Origin of the sequence: Lysinibacillus sp. PWR01 (assembly GCF_043359455.1) — a bacterium.
In the GTDB taxonomy this organism is placed as follows: Bacteria; Bacillota; Bacilli; order Bacillales_A; family Planococcaceae; genus Lysinibacillus; species Lysinibacillus fusiformis_F.
Genome location: NZ_JBHERJ010000053.1, coordinates 1 through 21,679 on the forward strand (window position 1 = coordinate 1; position 21,679 = coordinate 21,679).

A 21,679-nucleotide genomic window follows, 5' to 3' on the forward strand; every position below is an offset into this window, starting at 1 on the left:
GAAAAAAGCTGTGGATGCTCATCCACAGCTTTTTGCTTTATTCATCTTGTTCATTAAAGTAGTTGAGAATCCCTTGATAAATACCAAGAGTCGCTTGTTCACGGAATTTCGCCGTTGTGATGACGCGCTCCTCACTTGAATTGCTCAGGAAGCCTAACTCAATGAGGACTGCCTTTTGACGATTTTCTCGTAGGACTAAATAATTCCCTTGTTGTGCACCACGATCTCTCAAATCTATTTTACTTGATAGTCCATCATGAATCGCCTCAGCAAGCCCTTTTTGATTGCTATTCATATAGTAAGACGTGAAGCCGTTAATGGAGCTATCGTCTGTTGCATCGTAATGAAGGCTAATAAAGGCATCTGCCTCATATTGATGGGCAATTGATACGCGTTTACGCAATGCCACATATTCATCTGATTCTCTCGTCATGACCACGTTTGCGCCAGCAGCACTTAGCTTGGAAGCAAGCAGCGTGGCCGTTTTCAAAGTAATGCCCTTTTCCTCTGTACCACGTTGACCAGTTGTACCATGGTCATTCCCACCATGACCAGCATCAACAACTATCGTTAACCCGCTTAATGTCCCTTTTTTACGGGGCTCTTCTTTTTCTTTCTGTGAATTTGTCGCTTTATTGGAACTTGTTGTGACTACCCAGTTCGCGACAAAAGCTGTTTTTTCGTCGTCTAATTGTATTTCATAAAAATCATTTTTAACGCCTACAATCGGGTAATTTACACCAGCATCTACACGTTCGACCACTTCAGCTGCCGTTGAGGCATCCGTTCGTAGATTTGTCCCATTATAGATAATGGTAACAGACTCCAACTCTTTGGAAGTTGACGTTTTTGAGGTGCTCTTTACTTTATTGGAAAATGTACCGTAAAAACTATAGACCCAACCCGTTTTTTTATCATTGTACTGAATTTGTACCCAATTATGCTCATGCGCCAGTACTTTAAAGGCTTGACCTTTTGTTGCTGTGCCGATTTTTTTAGCGTTCAAGTCTGGTTTTTTTCGGATATTTAGGACGTCCACTAAAATGGTAAAGGTTGTATCCTTGTTGGCAGGTGTCGTGGTTGTAGTAGTTACTTCAACAGCATCTTCTTTGGGTTCTGTTTCTTTTTTAGGATTATCGTTGATCGTGACATAATCCTTCGAAACCCATCCTGTTAATCCATTCCAATCAATTTTTGCCCATTCTCCATTTTCTTCAATGAGGTTTGCTTGGTTACCCGTAGAAAGTTGACCAAGAACTGCTGAAGAGATGTCTGGTTCTGTTCGAATATTTAAACGGTCAACTTGTGAAATGACGGTTTTATCGATGGCTTGTTTAGCATTTGTAGGTGCGGTCAGCCAAGAGGCAACCCATCCTTCGTAGTTACCTGCTTTGACTTGATACCAATCACCTTCTCGATCGATTGAGGTTAAAGGGTCACCTTCTTCTAAAGTCGTAATAATGGGATAAGACAATCCAGGACCCTCACGCAAATGAAGAATCGTTCCCGCGACTTTTAGATCACTGGTATCAGCGGAAGCTCTTTGAACAAAGTTCTTATTGGGAATCGCCATCGTTACCATTAGTACGAAGATGATTATACTATGTAAAATTTTTGTCCTCATCAGATTCCTCCTATTCCTTGTGCTATTTTACCATGCTTTTATCATAAAATTCGTGGTAAAATGGTAACAGAATTGGTTATTTTCAATATAGACTGATGAAAAATACAAAAATAGTTGACATTGCCTTAGCTAGTGACTAACATAAAGGGTAATCGAAAAATGATTAATCGCTTATGACCAAGCAAGTAGCGTATACCACTATTGGAAAAGAGAGGGAAAGACTTAGGCTGCAATCTTTCCTACAAAAATGTATCACGCGAATAACACTTGAGAGGCTTTTTTCTGAAAAGCAGTGCCTAGTAGGAAAAAACGGAATCGGCCGTTATCCGATTACGAGGAGGACACATGTAATGATTTGTGTCAACTAGGGTGGAACCGCGGAAGCTTATACAGCTCTCGTCCCTTGCAATAGCAAGGTGACGGGGGCTTTTTTTGTTGTCCAAAAAGTAATGCGTTCATTCGAGGATGGTTGTTTTTGCTCAGAGAAGAGGGGAAGGCGCTCCTAAAAAGAGAGAAAGTGCTCCAACTAGAGTGAAAAGTGCTCATCAAAGGTTGCTACCCGCTCCAACCGGACAGAAAACCGCTCAATCGAAGCATGGCTTCGCTCAAAGTGGGACGACAGCTGCTCTATCATAAGCAATCGATATAGGAGGGAATTACATGAGTTTTAAAGTGCCACGAGGGACACAAGATATTTTGCCGGGTCAATCTGAGAAATGGCAAAAGGTTGAAGCGATTATTCGTGATATTTGTCGTGTTTATCGCTATAACGAAATTCGCACACCAATTTTCGAGCAAACAGATCTATTTGCACGTGGTGTTGGGGAAACAACAGATGTTGTGCAAAAGGAAATGTATACATTTGAAGATCGTGGGGGGCGTTCATTAACACTACGTCCAGAAAATACGGCTGGTGTCGTACGTGCCTATGTGGAGCATAAAATGTTTGGTGCTCCAGATCAGCCAGTTAAGCTTTCTTACTTAGGACCAATGTTCCGCTATGAGCGTCAACAAGCTGGTCGTTATCGTCAATTTGTACAGTTTGGAGTAGAAGCAATTGGTTCAGCAGATCCTGCGATTGATGCAGAAGTCATTGCTCTTGCAATGGACGTCTACGAATCAGCGGGTTTAAAGGATTTAAAATTAGTAATTAATTCACTTGGTGACAAAGAAACGCGTGATACACATCGTACAGCGTTATTACAGCATTTTGAGCCACATATTCATGAGTTTTGCTCAGATTGTCAAAGCCGTTTACAAAAAAATCCATTACGAATTTTAGATTGTAAGGTAGATCGTGAGCACCCATTAATGCAAACGGCTCCTGCGTTAACTGATTTCTTAACAGAAGAATCAGCTGCTTATTTCGCTCAAGTGAAAACATACTTAGATACATTGGGTATTTCTTACGAGGTTGACCCAAATCTTGTGCGAGGACTTGATTATTACAACCACACAACATTTGAAATTATGTCCACAGCATCTGGCTTTGGGGCCATTACAACATTGTGTGGTGGTGGACGCTACAATGGATTAGTGCAAGAAATTGGCGGTCCAGATGTACCAGGTATTGGTTTCGCACTAAGTATTGAGCGTTTGTTGCTGGCACTTGAAGCAGAGGGCGTTGAATTAGATACAGCTTCAGGGTTAGATGTTTACATTATTGCAATGGGCGATGAAGCGAAGCAAAAGGCCGTTGAGCTGACAAGTACTTTCCGCGCGAAGGGCCTTGCGACAGAGATGGATTATTTAGACCGTAAAATGAAAGCCCAAATGAAATCAGCGGATCGTCTAGGTGCAAAATATACCCTTGTTCTAGGTGAAACAGAACTTGAAGAGCAGGCAGCTGCTGTGAAACATATGGAATCTGGTGAACAGCACAAAGTGACATTCTCAGAGCTAGTGAACTATTTAACACAACAAGCATAAAAACAGACAGAGGGCATTTGTAGTGAAATGCTACATAAATTGAAGATATTTTGGAGGAATTTAACAATGGCTACAAGAACACATGCTAGTAACGAGCTTTCAGAAGTGTTACAAGGCGAAAAAGTCGTATTAAAAGGTTGGGTACAGCGCCGTCGTGACCTTGGTGGTTTAATTTTCATTGATTTACGTGATCGTACTGGTATTACGCAAGTCGTTTTTAGTCCAGATGTGGCAGAAGCACATGCATTAGCGGATAAAGTGCGTAGTGAATATGTGATCGAGGTGGAAGGAACAGTCATTCTTCGTACAGAGGATCAAATCAATCCAAATGTGCCAAACGGTAAAATCGAAGTGGAAGCAACAAAATTAGTCGTGATTAATACGGCAAAAACTACGCCATTCCAGATTGAAGATCGCACAGACGTATCAGAAGATTTACGTTTGAAATATCGCTATCTTGACTTACGTCGTCCGGTAATGTTCGATACATTCAAAATGCGTTCTGATGTGACACGTACAATTCGTAACTTCCTACAAAACGAAGGTTTCTTAGAAGTAGAAACACCAATTTTAACAAAATCAACGCCAGAGGGTGCTCGTGACTATTTAGTACCTTCACGTGTTCATGAAGGTGAATTTTACGCATTACCACAATCACCTCAATTATTTAAACAATTATTAATGGTTGCTGGCTTTGAAAAGTATTTCCAAATTGCGCGTTGCTTCCGCGATGAAGACTTACGTGCTGACCGTCAACCAGAGTTTACACAGGTGGACATTGAAACGAGCTTCTTAACACAAGAAGAAGTATTAGAAATGAATGAACGCTTAATCCAAGCGGTAATGAAAGAAGTAAAAGGAATCGACATTCCTGCACCATTCCAACGCATGAAATACCAAGAAGCAATGGATCGCTATGGTTCAGATAAGCCAGATGTACGTTTTGGATTAGAGCTAGTAGCGTTAAATGATATTTTTGAAGGCTGTAATTTCAAAGTATTTGCCGATACTGTTGCACAAGGTAAACAAGTAAAAAGTATCAATATTAAAGGTGCAGCTGACAACTATTCTCGTAAAGACATGGACGAGTTAACGAAATTCGTTGGTATTTACGGAGCAAAAGGTCTTGCTTGGTTAAAGGTTACAGAAGAAGGCCTAAACGGTCCAATCGCGAAATTCTTTGACGAAGCGTTAGCAGCTGCATTAATCGAGCGTATGGGGGCAGAAGTTGGCGATATTCTAGTATTTGTCGCTGATAAAGCAGCTATTGTAGCAGCTTCTTTAGGTGCTCTACGTACGAAATTAGGACAAGAGTTAAACCTAATCGATGAATCACAATTTGCTTTCCTTTGGATTACTGACTGGCCATTATTCGAATACTCTGAGGAAGATGGACGTTACTATGCTGCACACCATCCATTCACACGTCCGTTTGATGAAGATATAGCGTTAATGGACACAGACCCTGCAGCAGTACGGGCACAAGCATATGATATCGTTTTAAACGGCTACGAACTTGGTGGTGGTTCATTACGTATTTATGAACGTGAGCTACAAGAAAAAATGTTTGAATTACTTGGCTTCTCAGAAGAAGAAGCACAAGCACAATTTGGCTTCTTATTAGAAGCGTTTGAATATGGCGTACCACCACATGCTGGTCTTGCCTTTGGTCTTGATCGCTTCGTGATGCTATTAGCAGGTCGTACGAATTTACGTGATACAATCGCATTCCCGAAAACAGCTAGTGCTAGTTGCTTGATGACAGAGGCACCAAGCGAAGTATCTCCTGAACAACTAAGTGAATTAAGCCTGGCCATCAAACCTTTTAGAAAATAATAGATAATACAAAATACCTGGATTTTCTAGCAAATACTGTTGGGAATCTAGGTATTTTTTGCGTTTTCTTAAAAAATTATAGATTATTAGAGAAAATCGTTTGAATTATCAGAAAAGTGGTGTTATGATAACTGTAATACGAATCCTGATGTGTTTGTCTAACTGCTAACTCTACTTCACAGTTTTGACCGAACACTATAGAATCGGGAGCCTTCATTTTGTAGTTGCAAACATGCCCCATGCGAAGCGGGACGTTTAAAGCTGCAAAGCGGGCACCCACCTGCAAATTGCGGGTTCAAAACGAATGTTTCTTGGCATTACGGCACAATTGGGATTCGTCCTATACATAGGATTGAAAGGAGCTTAACAATAGCTCCTTTTTTTATGCGTTAAATTAAACAGGAGCAGAATGATGGATTAGGAAAGTAAATACAGTTCAGGGCATAGCTATTTTAAAAAAGAGCTAGTATAGCATTTTAAATAAATAAAAATTTAGAAAATACGAAAGATTACTTTTTATTTCTGTTAGAGAAGCATATAATTGGTATAGACAACTATACCTTCTTTGGAAGAGGCAATGTTATATAAAGGGAGACGACGATTACACAATCCATAACCAAAATTGAAAGCGCTTAAGTCCATGAGGCTAAATTTAAACAGAGCAATATAATGACTGGGTATTTAATGTAGAATATCCAATTGTTTAGAAAATGTGAGCTAATGCTTAGCCAATAGAGAACAGAATGAGTCCATCGATTAAACAATTTGCTAATTAGCAAAAGATGACTATTCATGCTATCTAACAAAAGGCGTTGCTTCAGAAAATGAAGATGAGTTTACGTTACTCGAAGCATTTTTCGTCTATTGGTCACTCAGATGCTACAATAATAGAGGAAAGTCCATTAGGCATAAATCAAGGGACCATTTATATAATCAAATGCGTCCTTTTCATCACTATGATACACATGTCAATAGTGGACATAATTTAGCTTTGCTTAATCAATGCGACATACAAAAAACAATCTGACGAGGTAAAGTTGTATTGAGAAATCATAAAGGCGATAAGGAAGGTGCAAGAATTGTTAGAGAAAAATTCTCATATACCTATTTATATACAAATAGAAGAGATTATTAAACAACGAATTTATTTAGAAGAATACAGAATTGGTGAGACCATCCCATCAGAACGAGAGCTTTCTGCACAATTTGATGTAAGTAGAATGACTGTACGTCAATCCATTACCAATCTAGTAAATAGTGGTCTATTATATCGAGAAAAAGGGAGAGGTACGTACGTTGCGAATCCCAAATTAGAGCAACCGTTACAGGGATTAACGAGTTTTACGGAAGATATGCGAGCAAGAGGGATGGAACCAAGCAGTAAAGTGTTACGATTTGAGAAAATCATACCACCCGTGGATATTGCAAGGGATTTAATGATAGAGCCTGGTGAAGAAGTATTTTTTGTAGTGCGTATTCGAAATGCTGATGCTCAGCCAATGGCAATTGAAAGAACGTACATCCCAGTTAAGATTTATCCGGAGTTGGATGAGAAGCAAATAATGGGCTCACTTTATGCCCTAATCGAAGCAAAGTTCCATCAAAAGATTGGGAATGCCGTACAGCAAATGGAGGCAGCCATCGTATCAAAAGAGGATAGTAAATTTCTACAGATTAATCAAACAGCACCTGTTTTAATTATCAAACGTACAAGTTACTTATCAGATGGTAAACCATTTGAGCTTGTACGTAGTACGTATCGAGCTGATCGTTATAAATTTATAAGTGAAATTAAAAGGTGATTTTATGCATGCATATTTTTCTGAAATCGAAAAGCTCATCCAGGTTGTAAAGGAAAAGGAGACAGCACATATAAGTGAAGCGGCACAAATCATTGTCCAACGCCTCCAAAAAGGTGGGATTATTCAATTATTTGGTTGTGGTCATTCTCAGCTGCTGGCACAGGAGGCATTTTATCGAGCGGGTGGATTAGTACCCGTACGTCCAATATTTATTGAACCTTTAGCCTTACATGCTGGCGCATTAGCTTCTTCAATCAATGAGAAAGATCCGAACATTATTGAACAGCATAAAGAACAGTTTGACTTTCGTGAGAATGATGTTTGCATCGTTATTTCAACCTCAGGGAGAAATGCAGCACCTATTGATGCTGCTTTGCTAGCAAAGGATTCAGATGTATTTGTGGTATCCCTCCAATCGCTCCTCTATCAGGAACAGGCTACACGTCATCACAGTGGGAAACGGCTAGAAGATGTGGTAGATTTTGTGATCAATACACATATCCCTATTGGTGATGGTGTACTGAATATACATGAAATGCAGTATGCACCAGCGTCCACTGTTATTGGTTCATTACTATTAAATGCTTTGTTCAGTGAAATCATTGAAACACTAGCAAAGTCCTCAATAGAGTTACTGATTTTTGTCAGCAATAATGTGGATTCAGATTGGTCGCATAATGAGAAAATGATTGCCAAATATCAACATCGGATTGATTTTACGTGAAAGAATGGAGGGATTGTGGATAAAAAAATGTATAAAATTTCATCTCCTGAAGGTATTCATGCCAGACCTGCTGCATTACATAGCACTTATCATTGCATTTTTCATATTTGCTAGGAAGAATAAACAATATAATACAGTTGGAAAATTATCAGCAGCACCTGGGATTTTCAATATTAATGAGCCATTACTTTTTGGGTTACCAATTGTATTAAATCCGGTTTTATTCGTACCGTTCATTTTGACACCAATGCTCAATGTAACCATTGCATTCTTTGCAACGAAATGGGGCTGGGTGCCAGCTGCTACCGTTGCACCGCCATGGACAACACCACCGATTATTAATGGATTCTTAGCAACTCAATCTTGGCGTGGTGCTATTTTGAGTATGGCCTTAATTGTCATCGCTGTTTGTATTTATCTTCCATTTATCTCGATGGCGAACCGTAATTGGCTATTTAAAAGAACATTATTATTTGGCAGCCTTACGTTTAGATATGGGATTTTCAGGCCAGGAAGAAGCGTTGATGTCACTTGATGCAAGTAATCTAAAAATAGAATTAAACATTAGTAATGGTACGAAGTATGTAGATAATATTCTCTCTTATCAGCCCAATAAGGAGAACATTATCGGCTGTCATAATTTTTATCCAAGACGCTTTACTGGGCTATCTCGTCAGCATTTTTTACAAACGTCTCAACACTTTAAAGCACACAATGTGAGAACAGCAGCGATGATTTCCTCACAGCATGGTCAATTTGGACCTTGGGAACAAACAGAGCACGGTTTACCTACCTTAGAGGAGCACCGTCATCTCCCAATTACTGTACAGGCGAAAGATTTATGGCATACAGGGCTAATTGACGATTGTATCATTGGCAATATGTTTGCTTCTGAGGAAGAAATACGTGCGTTAGGTCTCTTAAATCGCAATAAGCTTGAATTAAAGGTTGTCCAGTCTGAAGACACGAGCATTTTAGAGGAAACGATTCTTTTGAAAGAGCCCCACTTTAATCGTGGTGATGTTTCTGAATACGTGATCCGTAGCACACAATCCCGTGTTAAATATAAAAATGGAGATTTTCCTGTGCATGATATACGGCCATTAAAAAGAGGGGATATCACGATTGATAATAATTTAGATGTTCGTTATAAGGGAGAGCTACAGATTGTGCTAAAGGACATACCGAATGCTGGATCGAGTAATGTTGTCGCAAGCGTTGTGGAGGAAGAACAATTTTTATTAGCACATATTCAACCATGGTCATCATTTGGTTTTACTAAGTAAAGAAGAGTGAGAAAGAGATTGAGTCATCAATCTCTTTTTCCATGTTGTTGAAAAAAGATGATGTCAACGGCAGAAAAAGCAACTTTGCAAGATGAGGGCTTGATTTCCGTTGGGGCGTCCAAAGAGCTGCTAATTGACGTTGGCTAACGAGGTAGAAATTGATTAATTCTACATATTGATGTAGACAATTTTGATTTTTTCTTTATATTTTTCTCTTGAACAATAACGTGATAAAATGTAAGATAGGTTTTGATTTTATCTTAGTATATAACTAGGTTTACTAATAAAATTTCATAGATGGAGAGTGTCAGGATGTTACATCAATTTTCACGTAACGAGCTCGCTATAGGAACAGAGGGTCTCGAGAAATTAAAAAATACAACGGTCGCTATACTTGGTGTAGGGGGCGTTGGGTCATTTGCGGCTGAGGCATGTGCAAGAAGCGGAATCGGTCGTATTATTTTAGTCGATAAGGATAATGTAGATATTACAAATGTCAACAGACAACTTGTCGCATACCTATCGACAGTTGGTCAATCAAAATCAGCAATTATGAAAGAGCGTATTGCAGATATTAATCCAGCATGTGAAGTGATTGACATGCATATGTTTTACACGGAAGAAACCTATGAAGAATTTTTCGCGCAAGGCATTGATTATGTGATTGATGCAAGCGATACAGTGATGTATAAAATTCATATAATGAAGGAATGTTTAAAACGTAATATTCCTATTATTTCAAGTATGGGTGCAGCAAATAAAATGGACCCTACTCGCTTCCAAATTGCAGATATTTCAAAAACACATACAGACCCATTGGCGAAAATCATTCGTACAAAGCTACGTAAAGAGGGCATTCATAAGGGTGTTACGGTTGTATTTTCAGATGAAAGTCCAATTGTCGTTCGTCCAGATGTTGTCGAACATGTAGGTAAGCCTGATGCAGCAATTCGCAAAGCAAAGATGCCGCCTTCATCCAATGCCTTTGTACCGTCCGTAGCGGGTTTAATTGCTGCCAGCTGGGTAGTCAATACCATCCTAAAAGATGTAAAAATTACGCGCGTACAAGGTTAGTACCATATACAGGTTTGGGTAATTTTCAATAAACAGCATAAATGTTCATTTTCGTAGAAGTAGCTGCCTTAATTGTATTTAGAGGTAGCTACTTTTTCTATGTTACAATTAGACCGTTGTAAAAAAGGAGGCGTATACAAATGGAAAAAATTTATCAAATGGAGTATAGAGGTTTAAATCTTTTGGATGAAATTAGCACAGTAGAGTTAGCTATAGATGAAGAAAAGCAAACTATACATATTTTTGATGTTGGACAAGTTGTCAGCCCCATTTTTAATTTTGATGTATCAGCCTACGAATTGTCAGATGGTTTTTATAAAATGGCTGATGTTCTGCGACATAAAAAAATCTTAACGAAGCAACAAACAGGTAGTGATTTAACATTAAGTGAATGGTTAATTATGAACAATGCTTATTTTTATATACCTCAAAAGCGCATTAAAAAATATGTAAATGGAAGTATTATCGAAATTGTTGATCGAGCAAAGGAACCATGGTTATTTGATGATTATGTACAAAGGTTATAATTTTACCAAAATAGTTCCTCTTATGTACATAAAATGCTATTAATTCACGAAATTGTCTTATTTTTTTCATGTCCACACTACTTCATATGGTTTATTGCTATAATTTGAATCATCCATTAGATAATCGATCAGTTTGTTTGGGATGCTTGGTGCTACGCAGTGAATAGCCAAGAAGTTAAACAGCAAATGACATATGGGAGAGTGGGAAAATGGAAATTCAAGTAATTCGTGATCATTTAGATATTGTTAAACTTCAAGAGAAAATGAATGCCATTGTATTTGACTATTTGGATACATCCAACAATTATCCAAAAGCCATGAGAGAATTAAATCCTTTATATATACAAGTCACAACCTATTATAAGGAATACGTTAATCAGCGAGCAGGGGAATTACCAAAAGCAAATACGTATTGGCATTTATTTATCGATTGTTGTGCAAAATTATGCTACTTTTTAGCTGCATCAACCTATTATTCTTCGAATGCTTTACAAGAGACACCTGAAAAAGTAGAGCGTTTATTAAAAATAGCAGCCTATTCCTTACCGAGTATTGAGCAGGAAGAGAATGAGCTATTATTAACAGATATCTTTGCTCTTTTAACTGAAGCGCTAGATGATGAAGAAAAAGCAACCATCATACGCAACGAAGTGCTGTCACAAAAGGGTGATGTGAAGCAGTGTCTTCAACAGTTTAAATTATTTGTTGATCAAGAACTTTCGGTTTAGACAATAGTAGACTATCTATTTTCAGAAAATAGCCAATACGACAAGAATCTACGCAACTAATTGTAATTAAATCAGCTTTTTCTACAATGTTCGATGTTGAAAAAGACTGATTCACTTGCCTAATTTAGTATCGTGGATTCTTTTTTTATTGTAGGGAAAGTAAAAAGACATATTATCTAGAAAGGTATTTATGTTTTTTTGTCGAATTATAGTTAAAAAATTGGTAATAGATGTGCTCACTCTGCTTAACGCTGTAAGAACTTATTGGAAGGGGGCTAGGCAATGATTGTAAATGGAATAGAAATAGATTTGGCAAATTTGGAAAAACCACTTTTACTAGTTAGTGAGGAAGATGAACTTTTATTTCAACAGCTTATCCAACCTACGATTGAACAGGAGCTTATTCAATGTCAATTAGCGCTCTCAACGAGGAAATCCATTTCATTGATCAAAGATATTTGGTTAGCTATGTATAGAGATCGAGAAAAGCTATACATCAATAGCGGCCATGCCATGCTTTACCCAATTCGTTTACTTCTTTTTGAATTAGTCACACAAGCAGAATATTTCCAACGCTTAGCAAAAAAGTCACGTGGCGACGAATGTCTTTCCCTTATCTATGCAGTCATTCTTTTACAATTTGTCTTGCAGTGGTTAAAAGATCGATTTAGTGGAAATCAAGAGGTGTATGGTGCATTAAAACGGTTATATAGAGTGTCGGATGATGAATTAAGTAAGGAACCTTCCTGTGAGACGAGAGAACAAAAAATTGCACAAGCAATTGCTGTAAAAGCAATTCGCTTTGAGGTAAGAGAAAACAATCAAGAGTTTGCGAGCTTATTGTATCAGTCTTATAATTTGATTGTTTTTTTGCATAGTAAGGTAAATGAAGGAGATGTGAAAGAATCCATTTTGCCATCACTTCGACATGTAGCAGAACCTTTAAATTTGTTTTACCAAGAACGATACACAACAAATAACCCGAGCTTTACAGGATGATTGCTAGAGCAGTCTATCCTGTTGTTTTATAAAAAAAAGCAAAGTCATGTCAATTACTTGAGATAGTGACTTTGCTTTTATATGATTATTTCTTATCTTTATGGAATGATTTGAGTTTTTCGTAAATGCCTGCCATACGTTTTTCCTCACCAGCAATTACAGGTTTATAGAATTCTGTTCCTACAAGTTCATCTGGTAAGTATTGCTGGTCTACCCAACCACCAAAAGTACCGATCGGCGTGTTATGTGGGTATTGATAGCCAACATGTCCTAAATCTTTAGCACCCTCGTAATGAGCATCTCGCAGATGATGGGGGATATCGCCTGTTTTACCTTCATGTATAGCCGTAATGGCAGCGTCGATTGCCACAATGGCAGAATTGGATTTTGAGGCAAGGCACATTTCAATGACAGCACTTGCAAGTGGGATACGTGCCTCTGGTAATCCCAGTCGTTCCGCAGCTTGTATGGCGGCTAACATATGAGGGCCAACTTCGGGATTTGCTAGACCAACATCCTCATAGGCCATAACAAGTAGGCGTCTGCTGACAGCCACTAAATCGCCTGTTTCCAATAAATGTGCTAAATAATACAGAGCGGCATTGGTATCACTGCCACGCACAGATTTTTGCAGGGCAGAAAGTAGATTATAAAAATGTGAACCTTTTTTATCGCCATACACACCAATTCGGCTAATGAGATGCTCAATGACATGATCGGCAGCAATCGTTTGTCCATCCACCTCGTCACTGGCATAATAAATGGATTCTAGCAAAGTTAATGCCTTTCGCGCGTCTCCGTTCGCTGCGGCTGCAATTTGTTCAATTTGTGATGGTGTTAATGCAAAATGATATTTACCTAGTCCTCGTCTTTCATCAGCTAGTGCTTTTTCAACTAGTTCGATTAAATTTTCCTTAGTTAACCGTTTTAGCTGATAAATTTCACCACAGCGTGAACGAATCGCTGGATTTACATCATGATAAGGATTTTCTGTTGTGGCACCAATTAATACAATCGAGCCATTTTCTACATGTGGTAACAATGTATCCTGCTGTAATTTATTGAAACGATGAATTTCATCCAAAAAAAGTAGTACTTTTCCAGAAATTCTGGCTTCTTGTACAATATCTTCAACATCTTTTTTACCAGCTCGTGTGGCATTAAGTGCAAAGAAAGGGAGCTTGGAACTTCCTGCAATGGCATTGGCAATGGATGTTTTACCGATTCCAGGTTCTCCATATAGCAACATGGAGGGTACATGTTCATTTTGAATCATTTTATAAAGGGCTGTGTTGGGACCAATGAAATCCTGATGACCAACAATCTCATCAAGGGTTAAAGGGCGCATTCGAAAAGCGAGTGGTTCATTATGCAACATAATTCCCCCTTTCAGTCGTTGTCATTTTTTGCTTCGTACATGTTTTTACGCTAAAATAAAGCGCTGATATAGCTTTTGAACGATTTTGAATCGCTTTAATTAGTATATCATATCCTTCTAGGTGTATTTCCGAGTTCATCAAGAGGAGATTATGATATACTGTTGGTAGTATTTTGACTAGACTAATTGAGGGTGATAAAATGAAAATTTCAACAAAGGGCCGATACGGGCTTACGATTATGATTGAATTAGCAAAGCATTATGGGGAAGGACCCATTCCTTTGCGTAAAATTGCTGCGGAAAAGGAGCTTTCTGAAGCATATTTAGAGCAATTAGTATCTCCGCTTCGTAATTCAGGCTTAGTAAAAAGTGTACGTGGTGCTTATGGTGGTTATATGCTAGCCAATCCACCTAGCGAAATTTCAGCAGCCCATGTTATTAGTGTGCTAGAAGGACCTATTCAACCAGTAGAGGGTATTGAAAATGAAGAAGCACCTCAACGAGAGTTATGGCTACGTATTCGCGATGCAGTAAAAAATGTGTTAGATACAACAACAATTGAAGATTTAGCACAATATACAGAAGAGAATGTAGTAGAAGGCTACATGTTCTATATTTAAAAATGTTCAAGCTAAAGCGCTACTCCTACATTCACCTCATTCTTTAGGGCGGTTGTGAGCTATTCACATCTCAATGGCTATTTTTACGATGAGTGATGTGGGTTTTGCGCTTTTGTCTCGATTCAGCGAATGTTTTTTGTACCGAAAATGAAGCACCAAGTACGGAAAATTCCCTTCTCATAGAGGAGCGAAGAATGCTTGTATTGATTTTGCAAGCATTAACTGAATCAAGCTAAAGCCTCTGGCGGATGTTACAAAGTTTTAAAAGGAGCTTTTCGAGCGAGCTCGAAAAAATCCTGACTCAATTAGGCCGAGGCGTAATTGATGAAAAAAAGGAGTTTTCAACATGAATTCATATATCTATCTCGATCATGCGGCCACATCTCCGATGAATGGCCAAGTAATAGAAGCGATGACGACTGCTATGCAACAGGTATTTGGCAATGCATCCAGTATCCATAGAGCAGGTCGAGAAGCAAGAAAATATCTAGATGATGCACGTGAGCTATTAGCCAATTCTATTGGTGCCCAAGCTGGGGAAATTATTTTCACAAGTGGTGGCACAGAAGCGGACAATATGGCGATTTTAGGAACTGTCTATGCCCATGCAAACGAAGGAAAACACATCATTACAACGCAAGTAGAGCATCATGCAGTATTACATACTTGTGAAAAACTTGAACGCGATGGCTTTGAGGTGACTTATTTACCAGTAGATCAAATGGGGCGAGTAGCGGTTGAGGATGTCCAAAAAGCTCTGCGTGAAGATACCATTTTAGTGACAATCATGTACGGAAATAATGAAGTTGGTACGATTCAACCAATTGCTGAAATTGGTGAGCTATTACGTGAGCATCGTGCCATATTCCATACAGATGCGGTTCAGGCTTATGGCTTAGAGCGCATTGATGTAAAGCAATTACAGGTGGATTTATTGAGTGTATCTGCTCATAAAATCAATGGTCCAAAAGGTGTTGGATTCCTTTATCAAAAGTCGGGCACACCGTTAGCGAGCTATGCTCTTGGTGGTGCACAAGAGAAAAAACGTCGTGCAGGTACTGAAAATATACCTGCCATTATTGGTTTTGCAACTGCAGTGCAAGTTGCAAATGAGTTGCGTGAAGAAAAGCGTTCACTATACAATCACTTTAAGCAAATTATGCTTGATGTTTTTTCGCAGGAAAAGCTAGCATTCCATGTAAATGGTGATGAGGTGCATTCATTGCCACATGTTCTAAATATTAGCTTTGAGGGCATGGAAGTAGAATCATTTTTAGTGAACCTTGATATGGCAGGAATTTATGCATCGAGTGGTTCGGCATGTACTGCTGGGTCGATTGATCCATCGCATGTGTTAGTAGCAATGTTTGGACAAAGTGCAGAAGAGCTACGAAACTCCATCCGATTCAGCTTTGGGCAGGATTTAACGGAAAAGGATATCCGAAATGCAGCGGAAAAAACGGCTCAAATTGTGAAAAAACTAGCTAAAAAATAATTTGCGCAATACCAATGTTATGTTTCTATAAATATTGAAGCATGCACTGTAATTAGATAAAAGAAAAGGTGACCACAATGAAAGAAACACGTGACCCCTCACAAATTCGAGTTGTTGTCGGCATGTCAGGTGGGGTAGATTCGTCGGTGGCAGCATACTTGTTAAAACAACAAGGATATGAAGTAATCGGGATCTTTATGAAAAACTGGGATGATACGGACGAAAACGGTGTTTGTACAGCAACAGAAGATTATGACGATGTGATTAAAGTATGTAATCAAATTGGTATCCCATATTATGCTGTCAATTTCGAGAAACAATATTGGGATAAAGTTTTCACATACTTTTTAGAAGAATATAAGGCAGGGCGTACACCAAACCCTGATGTGATGTGCAATAAAGAAATTAAATTTAAAGCATTTTTAGAGCATGCCATGAACCTTGGTGCTGATTACTTAGCGACGGGTCACTATGCACGAATTGATCGTAGTGGTGATGGCGAGGTAAAAATGTTACGTGGTGTTGATGATAACAAAGATCAAACATACTTTTTAAACCAATTATCACAAGAGCAATTGGCGCATGTGATGTTCCCGATTGGCGATATTGAGAAAAAAGAAGTACGTAAAATTGCAGAGGAAGCTGGACTTGCTACGGCCAAGAAAAAAGATTCAACGGGCATTTGCTTTATTGGAGAACGTAATTTCAAAGAGTTTTTGAGTCAATATTTACCAGCTCAACCGGGCAAGATGGAAACAATGGATGGCGTTGTAATGGGTCAACACGATGGCTTAATGTACTATACACTTGGGCAACGACATGGTCTTGGTATTGGTGGAGACGGCGAGCCTTGGTTTGTGCTAGGAAAAGATTTAGAACGTAATGTTCTGCTTGTCGGACAAGGCTTTGACAATGAATATTCGTATTCTACATCATTAACAGCTGTGAAAATGAACTATACTTCGACAAAAAAATTGCCTGGGAAATTTTCTTGTACAGCAAAATTCCGTTATCGTCAAACCGATACACCAGTGGAAGTTGAAATTTTACCAGACGGCCGTACACACATTACATTCGCAGAACCTGTACGTGCAATTACACCAGGACAAGCTGTAGTACTATACAATGGAGAAGAATGTATTGGTGGCGGAACGATTGATGAAGTCTTTAAAAGTAATGAAAAACTAACATATGTTGGATAAATTGCGTTAAGACTGCTTTTATGGCCTCTTGGCTCCCTAAAGGCAGTTTTTCGCTACATAGAGGTGAAAAACGAATGAATTATAATGAACAGGGCATCCAAGCGTTTCAAGAAAAACGTTATGAGGATGCTGCTCAACTATTTACAAAAGCAATCGAAGCAGAGCCTGAAAATGCTATTGGTTATGTAAATTTCGGCAATTTATTAGCCGTGTTAGAGGATACCGAACGTGCAGAACGTTTCTTCCAAAAGGGCATTACTGTGGATGAAACAGCAGCTACAGCCTATTATGGTCTAGCCAATTTATATTACAATGCTGAACGCTATGCCGAGGCTGTGAAGCTGTATGAACAAGCGCTAAAGCATCATATTGAAGGTGCAGATGTCTATTATATGATGGGGAAATGCTTTGAGCGTATGGATAACTCAAAATTGGCCTTACCTTATTTACAACGTGCGGTAGAACTTGCTCCAGATGATACACAAATTCGTTTAGCCTATGCGATCGTACTATGTGCGTTAGAAATGTTTGATGAAGGGAAGAAGGAACTGGATCTCTTGATTGAACAGGATTGGAATAATGCAGATGCACATTATAATTTAGGTGTACTATATGCTGTATCCACTGAACAAACGGAAGATGCGATGTATCATTTGAAACAAGCCTTTACCTTACAACCGGAATACGACCAAGCACGTTATCTTTACGATATGATTGCCCAACGATTTAACTGATAGATAATAAGCAGCGAGTTAATCTACTTGCTGCTTTTTTTATTGAAATTGTCTAGTAAAACTGCAAATCAATCGTTTGTTTTTTCATAGAATGAACTCGTTTCTCTTTTATTTTTAGTTCAAACTTGGTAATGTATGTCATGCAGGAAAGGAAAAGGTGACAGGATGAATAAAGTATTTATTGCACTATTACTTGTAACAGCACTCGCTGCAATTGAAGGAACAATTGTTAGTACAGCTATTCCAAGTATTACGGCTGATTTATTAGGCGTAGACTTAATAAGCTGGATTTATTCTGCTTATTTACTAGCTTCAGCCATTGCGGCAATTATTTTTGGTAAGCTAGCTGATTTATTTGGGCGCAAACGGATGATTATTACAGGTATTATTATTTTTTTAGTAGGTTCTATGTTATGTGGTTTAGCGCAATCCATGGAGCAATTAATAGTCTTCCGAGCAATTCAAGGTATTGGCGCAGGTTCAATTTTACCCATCACATTAACAATGGTTGGTGAATTGTTTAAGACTGAAAAAGAACGTGCCAAAGGACAAAGTTATTTAAGTATGGTATGGGGCGTGTCTGGCGTAGTAGGTCCATTATTTGGAGGCTTTATTGTTGACCAAGTATCTTGGCATTTCATTTTCTTTATTAATGTACCATTTGGTTTAGCTTCAATCTATTTAATTGCTAAACATTATAAAGAACAACTAGAAGCAGTGAAGCGCAAAATTGACTATTTAGGTGCAGCATTTTTTACAATTGGCATGGTGGCACTGCTATTTGTTATTATCGAAAACAGTAAAACACAGACTTGGTTATCAGGTCAATCGCTGCTAATGTATGGGGTTGCTCTTGTATTCTTAAGTATTTTTATCTGGGTGGAGTTGCGAGCAGAGGAGCCAATTATTCCGTTAACTCTGTTTAAAAATGGACGACTAATGGTCATTAATGCTTTAACTTTAAGCGGCATGTCTATTGTCATTGGTGTGACGGTCTATATTCCGATATTTGCCCAAAGTGTTTTAGGTAAAAATGCAACACAAGCTGGTTTATTATTAACACCGATGTCTATTTTTTGGACGGTGAACTCGATTATGGCAGGTTATTTAATCGGACGTTTAACAAATAAACGCATTATCCAAATGGGTACGATTTTACTTGTTACGGGTACGCTATTGCTGGCAAGATTATCTTCAGGCTCTAGTGATTTCAGCGTTTATTTCGCTTCATCATTAATTGGACTAGGGATGGGCTTTATTATGCCGATGTTGATGATTTCCATACAAAAGGTGGCAGATCCGAAGCAGCTTGGTATATCAATTGGTTTGAACTCCTTTACGAATACATTTAGCCAAGCGATTGGGGCAGCACTATTTGGTATGATTTTCAACCTAGCAACGAGTGAAAAAATGGCTTCATTAGGAAAAGGTGAAATTCAATTAAATGGTGAATTTGCAAAAGGTGGCTTTAATATAGAAGAAGTAAGCTTTTTAAAGGACACCATTGCGAATGGCGTCAGTTTCGTATATGTCGCTACCTTTATTTTTGCCATTTGTGCTCTTATTTTCTCCTTCTTTGTAGCAACGAAATCCAAGGCGCAATAGTGAATAAACAGTAAAATCCACCTCATATTCTGTGATCATGCAGAGTGTGAGGTGGATTTTTCATTTGATGAACATATTTAAGAATGAATTTATTTTTTGAATAGAGCATTATCGATTATCTTACTGCTAGGAAGATCCGTTAAGTATTTAGCTAGATGGGCGATCGGGGTACTGTCTAGCAATGAAGGCTCTGCTTCATTTTCCTTTAAAATATTGATTTCTTTATTCAGTTGCTCCATTTTTCGATCTAACTCAGCTGCTTGTAGAGCGGCTTCCTTTAATTCAAGTCGAATATGCTCGGGTACTTCTTTGTTATACTTATAATAAATTTTGTGCTCTAAGCTTGCCCAGAAATCCATTGCAATTGTACGAATTTGGATCTCTGTATAGACCTTTTCCATATGGTCTGACATAAAGATAGGGATTTTAATGATGAGATGTAAGCTTTGGTAGCCATTTTCTTTTGGATTGGCTATATAATCTTTCACCTCAACAACTTCTATGTCATGCTGTGCTTGTAACATGGCGCTTACCTTGTAAATATCCTCCACGAAGGAACAGGTGATGCGAGCACCTGCTATATCACGAATATTTTCACGAACAGCCTCCATTGATGGAGGAAGCTCCTTTTTCATCATCTTTGTTAAAATACTTTTCGGTGATTTGACACGTGTAGAAATATGCTCAATTGGATTATATTCATGTATCAACTTAAATTCTTCTTGTAAGATATTAATTTTCGTTTCCACTTCTTGGAGAGCAAATTTGTAGGCTAAAAAGAAGCGTGTTAATTCAGTTTGGAATGATTTTAAAGTGTTTACTTCTAGTTCAGTTTTCATCGTTTGTAAATCCTTTCTTTCTTTGTTCGATTTTTATTTTTTGTAGGGCAGTGATTGCAATGAGATAGCCGATAATTGGTGAAATTCCATAGCCCATAATAGGCATTGGAAAATTACCAAGGAAAGTAACAAGGATTGTCATTAGAAAATATAGGCCTAAAGCCATTGCCAATGTATCTTTTTTCCATGGGATAAAAAATGGATATACTAACATTAGGAGTGCTACCACACCCAATAAAAGGAAAATACTTCCCATATCAGCCACTAAAAAAATAATTTGCTCTACATATGGGACTGGAGCTAAATGATCAAGAAACATCCATGATGCTAGGACAAATATGGCTAATATAATTAGGGTAATATACTTCCCTTTCGAATTTTCTATAGCTCGCCATAAAATAATGGTGGATGCACAAGCAAACGAAGTGAGTTGCCCTGCATCTGGTTGCATAATTAATATACCTTCTATGAGGATTATGAATCCTATAGAAAGTAATAAATTTTTATTTTTTGAAAGCTTCCATAAATAAATAATTAACATAGGTAAAATAATACTAGCCATATAAAAATGAAATGGACCAAAAGTTATCCATCGATGGACACCCTCTATACCATTAAAACAAAAGGGCATAATGAGTAGTATAATTAATACAGATGTGATAGAAAGAGGGCTTCTATCTAAAAGTTTAAGGCTAGTTTTAGTTAAAACAACATAGCAAAAACGAACGCCTACAATCCAGATGAATAGGTTTTGTATCCAAATAGAGAAGCCTACGCCGTAAGAGATCATGGTGATCATCCCTATGAGAAGGGCGGGAAGCATAAAAAAGTAAGGTAGGAAATTTTGAGTATGAAGTTTAGCCATGTGAACCCCCTATAGTTCATGCTATACAATATATAACTCACATGACAATGAAAAGGTTTCAGAAATACGAGAAAGGAATAATGCAGAAGAGGTGTGGAGTTAAAACAAAGGGAAGCTAGTTACCCCTTGTTTTAACTAATAATTTCAGCATTTAAGTTATAACGCTTATTAAACTCATCAACGAAAACTTGTAAATCAATATAGGTTCCGATATAAGGCTCTGTTTCTTGATCGCGTAAAAAGCCACATGTTGCCTTTAATGATTTTGAAAATTCCAGTAACATTTGCTCGTTGTCAAGTTGCACTTGAATCGCAAGAGAATCATCTTTTTTATTCACTTTAAAATATTTACCATCTATGATTCTCTCTAAATTTGTTTCTTGAAATGGAAAAACATAATCTTTATAAATAA

General features: G+C 38.1%; 18 protein-coding genes, 1 other RNA gene, 2 pseudogenes and 1 other annotated feature. Of the genes and pseudogenes, 16 read left to right on the top strand and 5 right to left on the bottom strand.

Annotated elements, in window-relative coordinates; genetic code table 11:
- Nucleotides 1-37: 37 nt before the first annotated feature.
- Nucleotides 38-1,624, bottom strand: a complete 1,587-nt coding sequence (locus ACEVFT_RS10525; RefSeq protein WP_393949624.1) for an N-acetylmuramoyl-L-alanine amidase family protein — start codon at nucleotides 1,622-1,624, stop codon at nucleotides 38-40.
- A 164-nt stretch (nucleotides 1,625-1,788) separates the two neighbouring features.
- Nucleotides 1,789-2,031, top strand: a binding site (T-box leader).
- Between the two features lie 253 nt (nucleotides 2,032-2,284).
- Here ACEVFT_RS10525 and hisS point away from each other — a divergent pair.
- The 11 genes and pseudogenes from hisS to ACEVFT_RS10580 all read left to right on the top strand — a co-directional run bounded on the left by hisS (nucleotide 2,285) and on the right by ACEVFT_RS10580 (nucleotide 12,529).
- Nucleotides 2,285-3,553: a histidine--tRNA ligase gene (hisS, locus tag ACEVFT_RS10530; RefSeq protein WP_205444599.1), complete on the top strand. Its 1,269-nt coding sequence runs from the start codon at nucleotides 2,285-2,287 to the stop codon at nucleotides 3,551-3,553.
- Nucleotides 3,554-3,619: 66 nt separating this feature from the next.
- Complete coding sequence (aspS, locus tag ACEVFT_RS10535) at nucleotides 3,620-5,389, top strand: aspartate--tRNA ligase (RefSeq protein ID WP_393949626.1); 1,770 nt, start codon at nucleotides 3,620-3,622, stop codon at nucleotides 5,387-5,389.
- 139 nt (nucleotides 5,390-5,528) lie between these two features.
- A non-coding RNA gene (ssrS, locus tag ACEVFT_RS10540) (6S RNA) lies at nucleotides 5,529-5,728 on the top strand.
- A 740-nt stretch (nucleotides 5,729-6,468) separates the two neighbouring features.
- Complete coding sequence (locus tag ACEVFT_RS10545; RefSeq protein WP_205444596.1) at nucleotides 6,469-7,191, top strand: GntR family transcriptional regulator; 723 nt, start codon at nucleotides 6,469-6,471, stop codon at nucleotides 7,189-7,191.
- A gap of 4 nt (nucleotides 7,192-7,195) precedes the next feature.
- On the top strand, nucleotides 7,196-7,915 hold the full coding sequence (locus ACEVFT_RS10550) for a sugar isomerase domain-containing protein (protein ID WP_393949628.1): 720 nt from the start codon (nucleotides 7,196-7,198) through the stop codon (nucleotides 7,913-7,915).
- A gap of 79 nt (nucleotides 7,916-7,994) precedes the next feature.
- Nucleotides 7,995-8,450: pseudogene (locus tag ACEVFT_RS10555) on the top strand (PTS transporter subunit EIIC); the annotation flags it as partial.
- Nucleotides 8,389-9,201 (top strand): annotated as a pseudogene (locus ACEVFT_RS10560) (DUF871 domain-containing protein); the annotation flags it as partial. The pseudogenes ACEVFT_RS10555 and ACEVFT_RS10560, both read left to right, overlap by 62 nt.
- A 312-nt stretch (nucleotides 9,202-9,513) precedes the next feature.
- Nucleotides 9,514-10,275, top strand: coding sequence for a tRNA threonylcarbamoyladenosine dehydratase (locus ACEVFT_RS10565; protein ID WP_066036487.1), 762 nt, complete (start codon nucleotides 9,514-9,516; stop codon nucleotides 10,273-10,275).
- Between the two features lie 140 nt (nucleotides 10,276-10,415).
- Nucleotides 10,416-10,802 (top strand): hypothetical protein, encoded by a 387-nt coding sequence (locus ACEVFT_RS10570; protein WP_342441071.1) that lies wholly within the window; start codon nucleotides 10,416-10,418, stop codon nucleotides 10,800-10,802.
- Between the two features lie 209 nt (nucleotides 10,803-11,011).
- Nucleotides 11,012-11,530, top strand: coding sequence for a hypothetical protein (locus tag ACEVFT_RS10575; RefSeq protein ID WP_393949630.1), 519 nt, complete (start codon nucleotides 11,012-11,014; stop codon nucleotides 11,528-11,530).
- 282 nt (nucleotides 11,531-11,812) lie between these two features.
- Nucleotides 11,813-12,529: a hypothetical protein gene (locus ACEVFT_RS10580; protein ID WP_205444583.1), complete on the top strand. Its 717-nt coding sequence runs from the start codon at nucleotides 11,813-11,815 to the stop codon at nucleotides 12,527-12,529.
- Between the two features lie 85 nt (nucleotides 12,530-12,614).
- Here ACEVFT_RS10580 and ACEVFT_RS10585 read toward each other — a convergent pair whose 3' ends face one another.
- Nucleotides 12,615-13,904, bottom strand: coding sequence for a replication-associated recombination protein A (locus ACEVFT_RS10585; protein WP_393949632.1), 1,290 nt, complete (start codon nucleotides 13,902-13,904; stop codon nucleotides 12,615-12,617).
- A 203-nt stretch (nucleotides 13,905-14,107) separates the two neighbouring features.
- Between ACEVFT_RS10585 and cymR the strand changes: the two genes are divergently transcribed.
- From cymR to ACEVFT_RS10610, 5 genes are all read left to right on the top strand, one after another.
- Nucleotides 14,108-14,527 carry a cysteine metabolism transcriptional regulator CymR gene (gene cymR, locus ACEVFT_RS10590; protein ID WP_004226809.1) on the top strand — a complete coding sequence of 140 codons (420 nt, stop codon included), beginning with the start codon at nucleotides 14,108-14,110 and terminating at the stop codon, nucleotides 14,525-14,527.
- A gap of 346 nt (nucleotides 14,528-14,873) precedes the next feature.
- Nucleotides 14,874-16,022 carry a cysteine desulfurase family protein gene (locus ACEVFT_RS10595; RefSeq protein WP_205444580.1) on the top strand — a complete coding sequence of 383 codons (1,149 nt, stop codon included), beginning with the start codon at nucleotides 14,874-14,876 and terminating at the stop codon, nucleotides 16,020-16,022.
- Between the two features lie 77 nt (nucleotides 16,023-16,099).
- A complete protein-coding gene (gene mnmA / locus ACEVFT_RS10600; RefSeq protein WP_393949636.1) occupies nucleotides 16,100-17,224 on the top strand; it encodes a tRNA 2-thiouridine(34) synthase MnmA in 1,125 nt (374 codons plus the stop codon).
- A 74-nt stretch (nucleotides 17,225-17,298) separates the two neighbouring features.
- Entirely contained in the window at nucleotides 17,299-17,958 is a 660-nt protein-coding gene (locus ACEVFT_RS10605) for a tetratricopeptide repeat protein (RefSeq protein ID WP_393949638.1), read from the top strand.
- A gap of 165 nt (nucleotides 17,959-18,123) precedes the next feature.
- On the top strand, nucleotides 18,124-19,563 hold the full coding sequence (locus tag ACEVFT_RS10610; protein WP_342441067.1) for an MDR family MFS transporter: 1,440 nt from the start codon (nucleotides 18,124-18,126) through the stop codon (nucleotides 19,561-19,563).
- An 89-nt stretch (nucleotides 19,564-19,652) separates the two neighbouring features.
- On the opposite strand, the gene ACEVFT_RS10615 is transcribed toward ACEVFT_RS10610, so the two are convergent.
- The 3 genes from ACEVFT_RS10615 to ACEVFT_RS10625 form a co-directional block, all read right to left on the bottom strand.
- Nucleotides 19,653-20,402 carry a GTP pyrophosphokinase gene (locus tag ACEVFT_RS10615; protein ID WP_393949640.1) on the bottom strand — a complete coding sequence of 250 codons (750 nt, stop codon included), beginning with the start codon at nucleotides 20,400-20,402 and terminating at the stop codon, nucleotides 19,653-19,655.
- Complete coding sequence (locus tag ACEVFT_RS10620; RefSeq protein WP_393949642.1) at nucleotides 20,392-20,943, bottom strand: hypothetical protein; 552 nt, start codon at nucleotides 20,941-20,943, stop codon at nucleotides 20,392-20,394. Before ACEVFT_RS10620 ends, ACEVFT_RS10615 begins: the two co-directional genes overlap by 11 nt.
- A 455-nt stretch (nucleotides 20,944-21,398) precedes the next feature.
- The gene (locus tag ACEVFT_RS10625) at nucleotides 21,399-21,605 is read right to left on the bottom strand and encodes a hypothetical protein (RefSeq protein ID WP_393949644.1); all 207 of its coding nucleotides are present in this window, start codon (nucleotides 21,603-21,605) and stop codon (nucleotides 21,399-21,401) included.
- Nucleotides 21,606-21,679 lie beyond the last annotated feature (74 nt).

Bases quoted from the DNA above. Each gene is read 5' to 3' on its own strand.
- ACEVFT_RS10605 (WP_393949638.1), top strand. From the start codon at position 17,299: ATGAATTATAATGAACAGGGCATCCAAGCGTTTCAAGAAAAACGTTAT.
- ACEVFT_RS10570 (WP_342441071.1), top strand. From the start codon at position 10,416: ATGGAAAAAATTTATCAAATGGAGTATAGAGGTTTAAATCTTTTGGAT.
- aspS (WP_393949626.1), top strand. From the start codon at position 3,620: ATGGCTACAAGAACACATGCTAGTAACGAGCTTTCAGAAGTGTTACAA.
- ACEVFT_RS10580 (WP_205444583.1), top strand. From the start codon at position 11,813: ATGATTGTAAATGGAATAGAAATAGATTTGGCAAATTTGGAAAAACCA.
- cymR (WP_004226809.1), top strand. From the start codon at position 14,108: ATGAAAATTTCAACAAAGGGCCGATACGGGCTTACGATTATGATTGAA.
- ACEVFT_RS10615 (WP_393949640.1), bottom strand. From the start codon at position 20,402: ATGAAAACTGAACTAGAAGTAAACACTTTAAAATCATTCCAAACTGAA.
- mnmA (WP_393949636.1), top strand. From the start codon at position 16,100: ATGAAAGAAACACGTGACCCCTCACAAATTCGAGTTGTTGTCGGCATG.
- ACEVFT_RS10565 (WP_066036487.1), top strand. From the start codon at position 9,514: ATGTTACATCAATTTTCACGTAACGAGCTCGCTATAGGAACAGAGGGT.
- hisS (WP_205444599.1), top strand. From the start codon at position 2,285: ATGAGTTTTAAAGTGCCACGAGGGACACAAGATATTTTGCCGGGTCAA.
- ACEVFT_RS10525 (WP_393949624.1), bottom strand. From the start codon at position 1,624: ATGAGGACAAAAATTTTACATAGTATAATCATCTTCGTACTAATGGTA.
- ACEVFT_RS10575 (WP_393949630.1), top strand. From the start codon at position 11,012: ATGGAAATTCAAGTAATTCGTGATCATTTAGATATTGTTAAACTTCAA.
- ACEVFT_RS10550 (WP_393949628.1), top strand. From the start codon at position 7,196: ATGCATGCATATTTTTCTGAAATCGAAAAGCTCATCCAGGTTGTAAAG.
- ACEVFT_RS10620 (WP_393949642.1), bottom strand. From the start codon at position 20,943: ATGTTAATTATTTATTTATGGAAGCTTTCAAAAAATAAAAATTTATTA.
- ACEVFT_RS10595 (WP_205444580.1), top strand. From the start codon at position 14,874: ATGAATTCATATATCTATCTCGATCATGCGGCCACATCTCCGATGAAT.
- ACEVFT_RS10610 (WP_342441067.1), top strand. From the start codon at position 18,124: ATGAATAAAGTATTTATTGCACTATTACTTGTAACAGCACTCGCTGCA.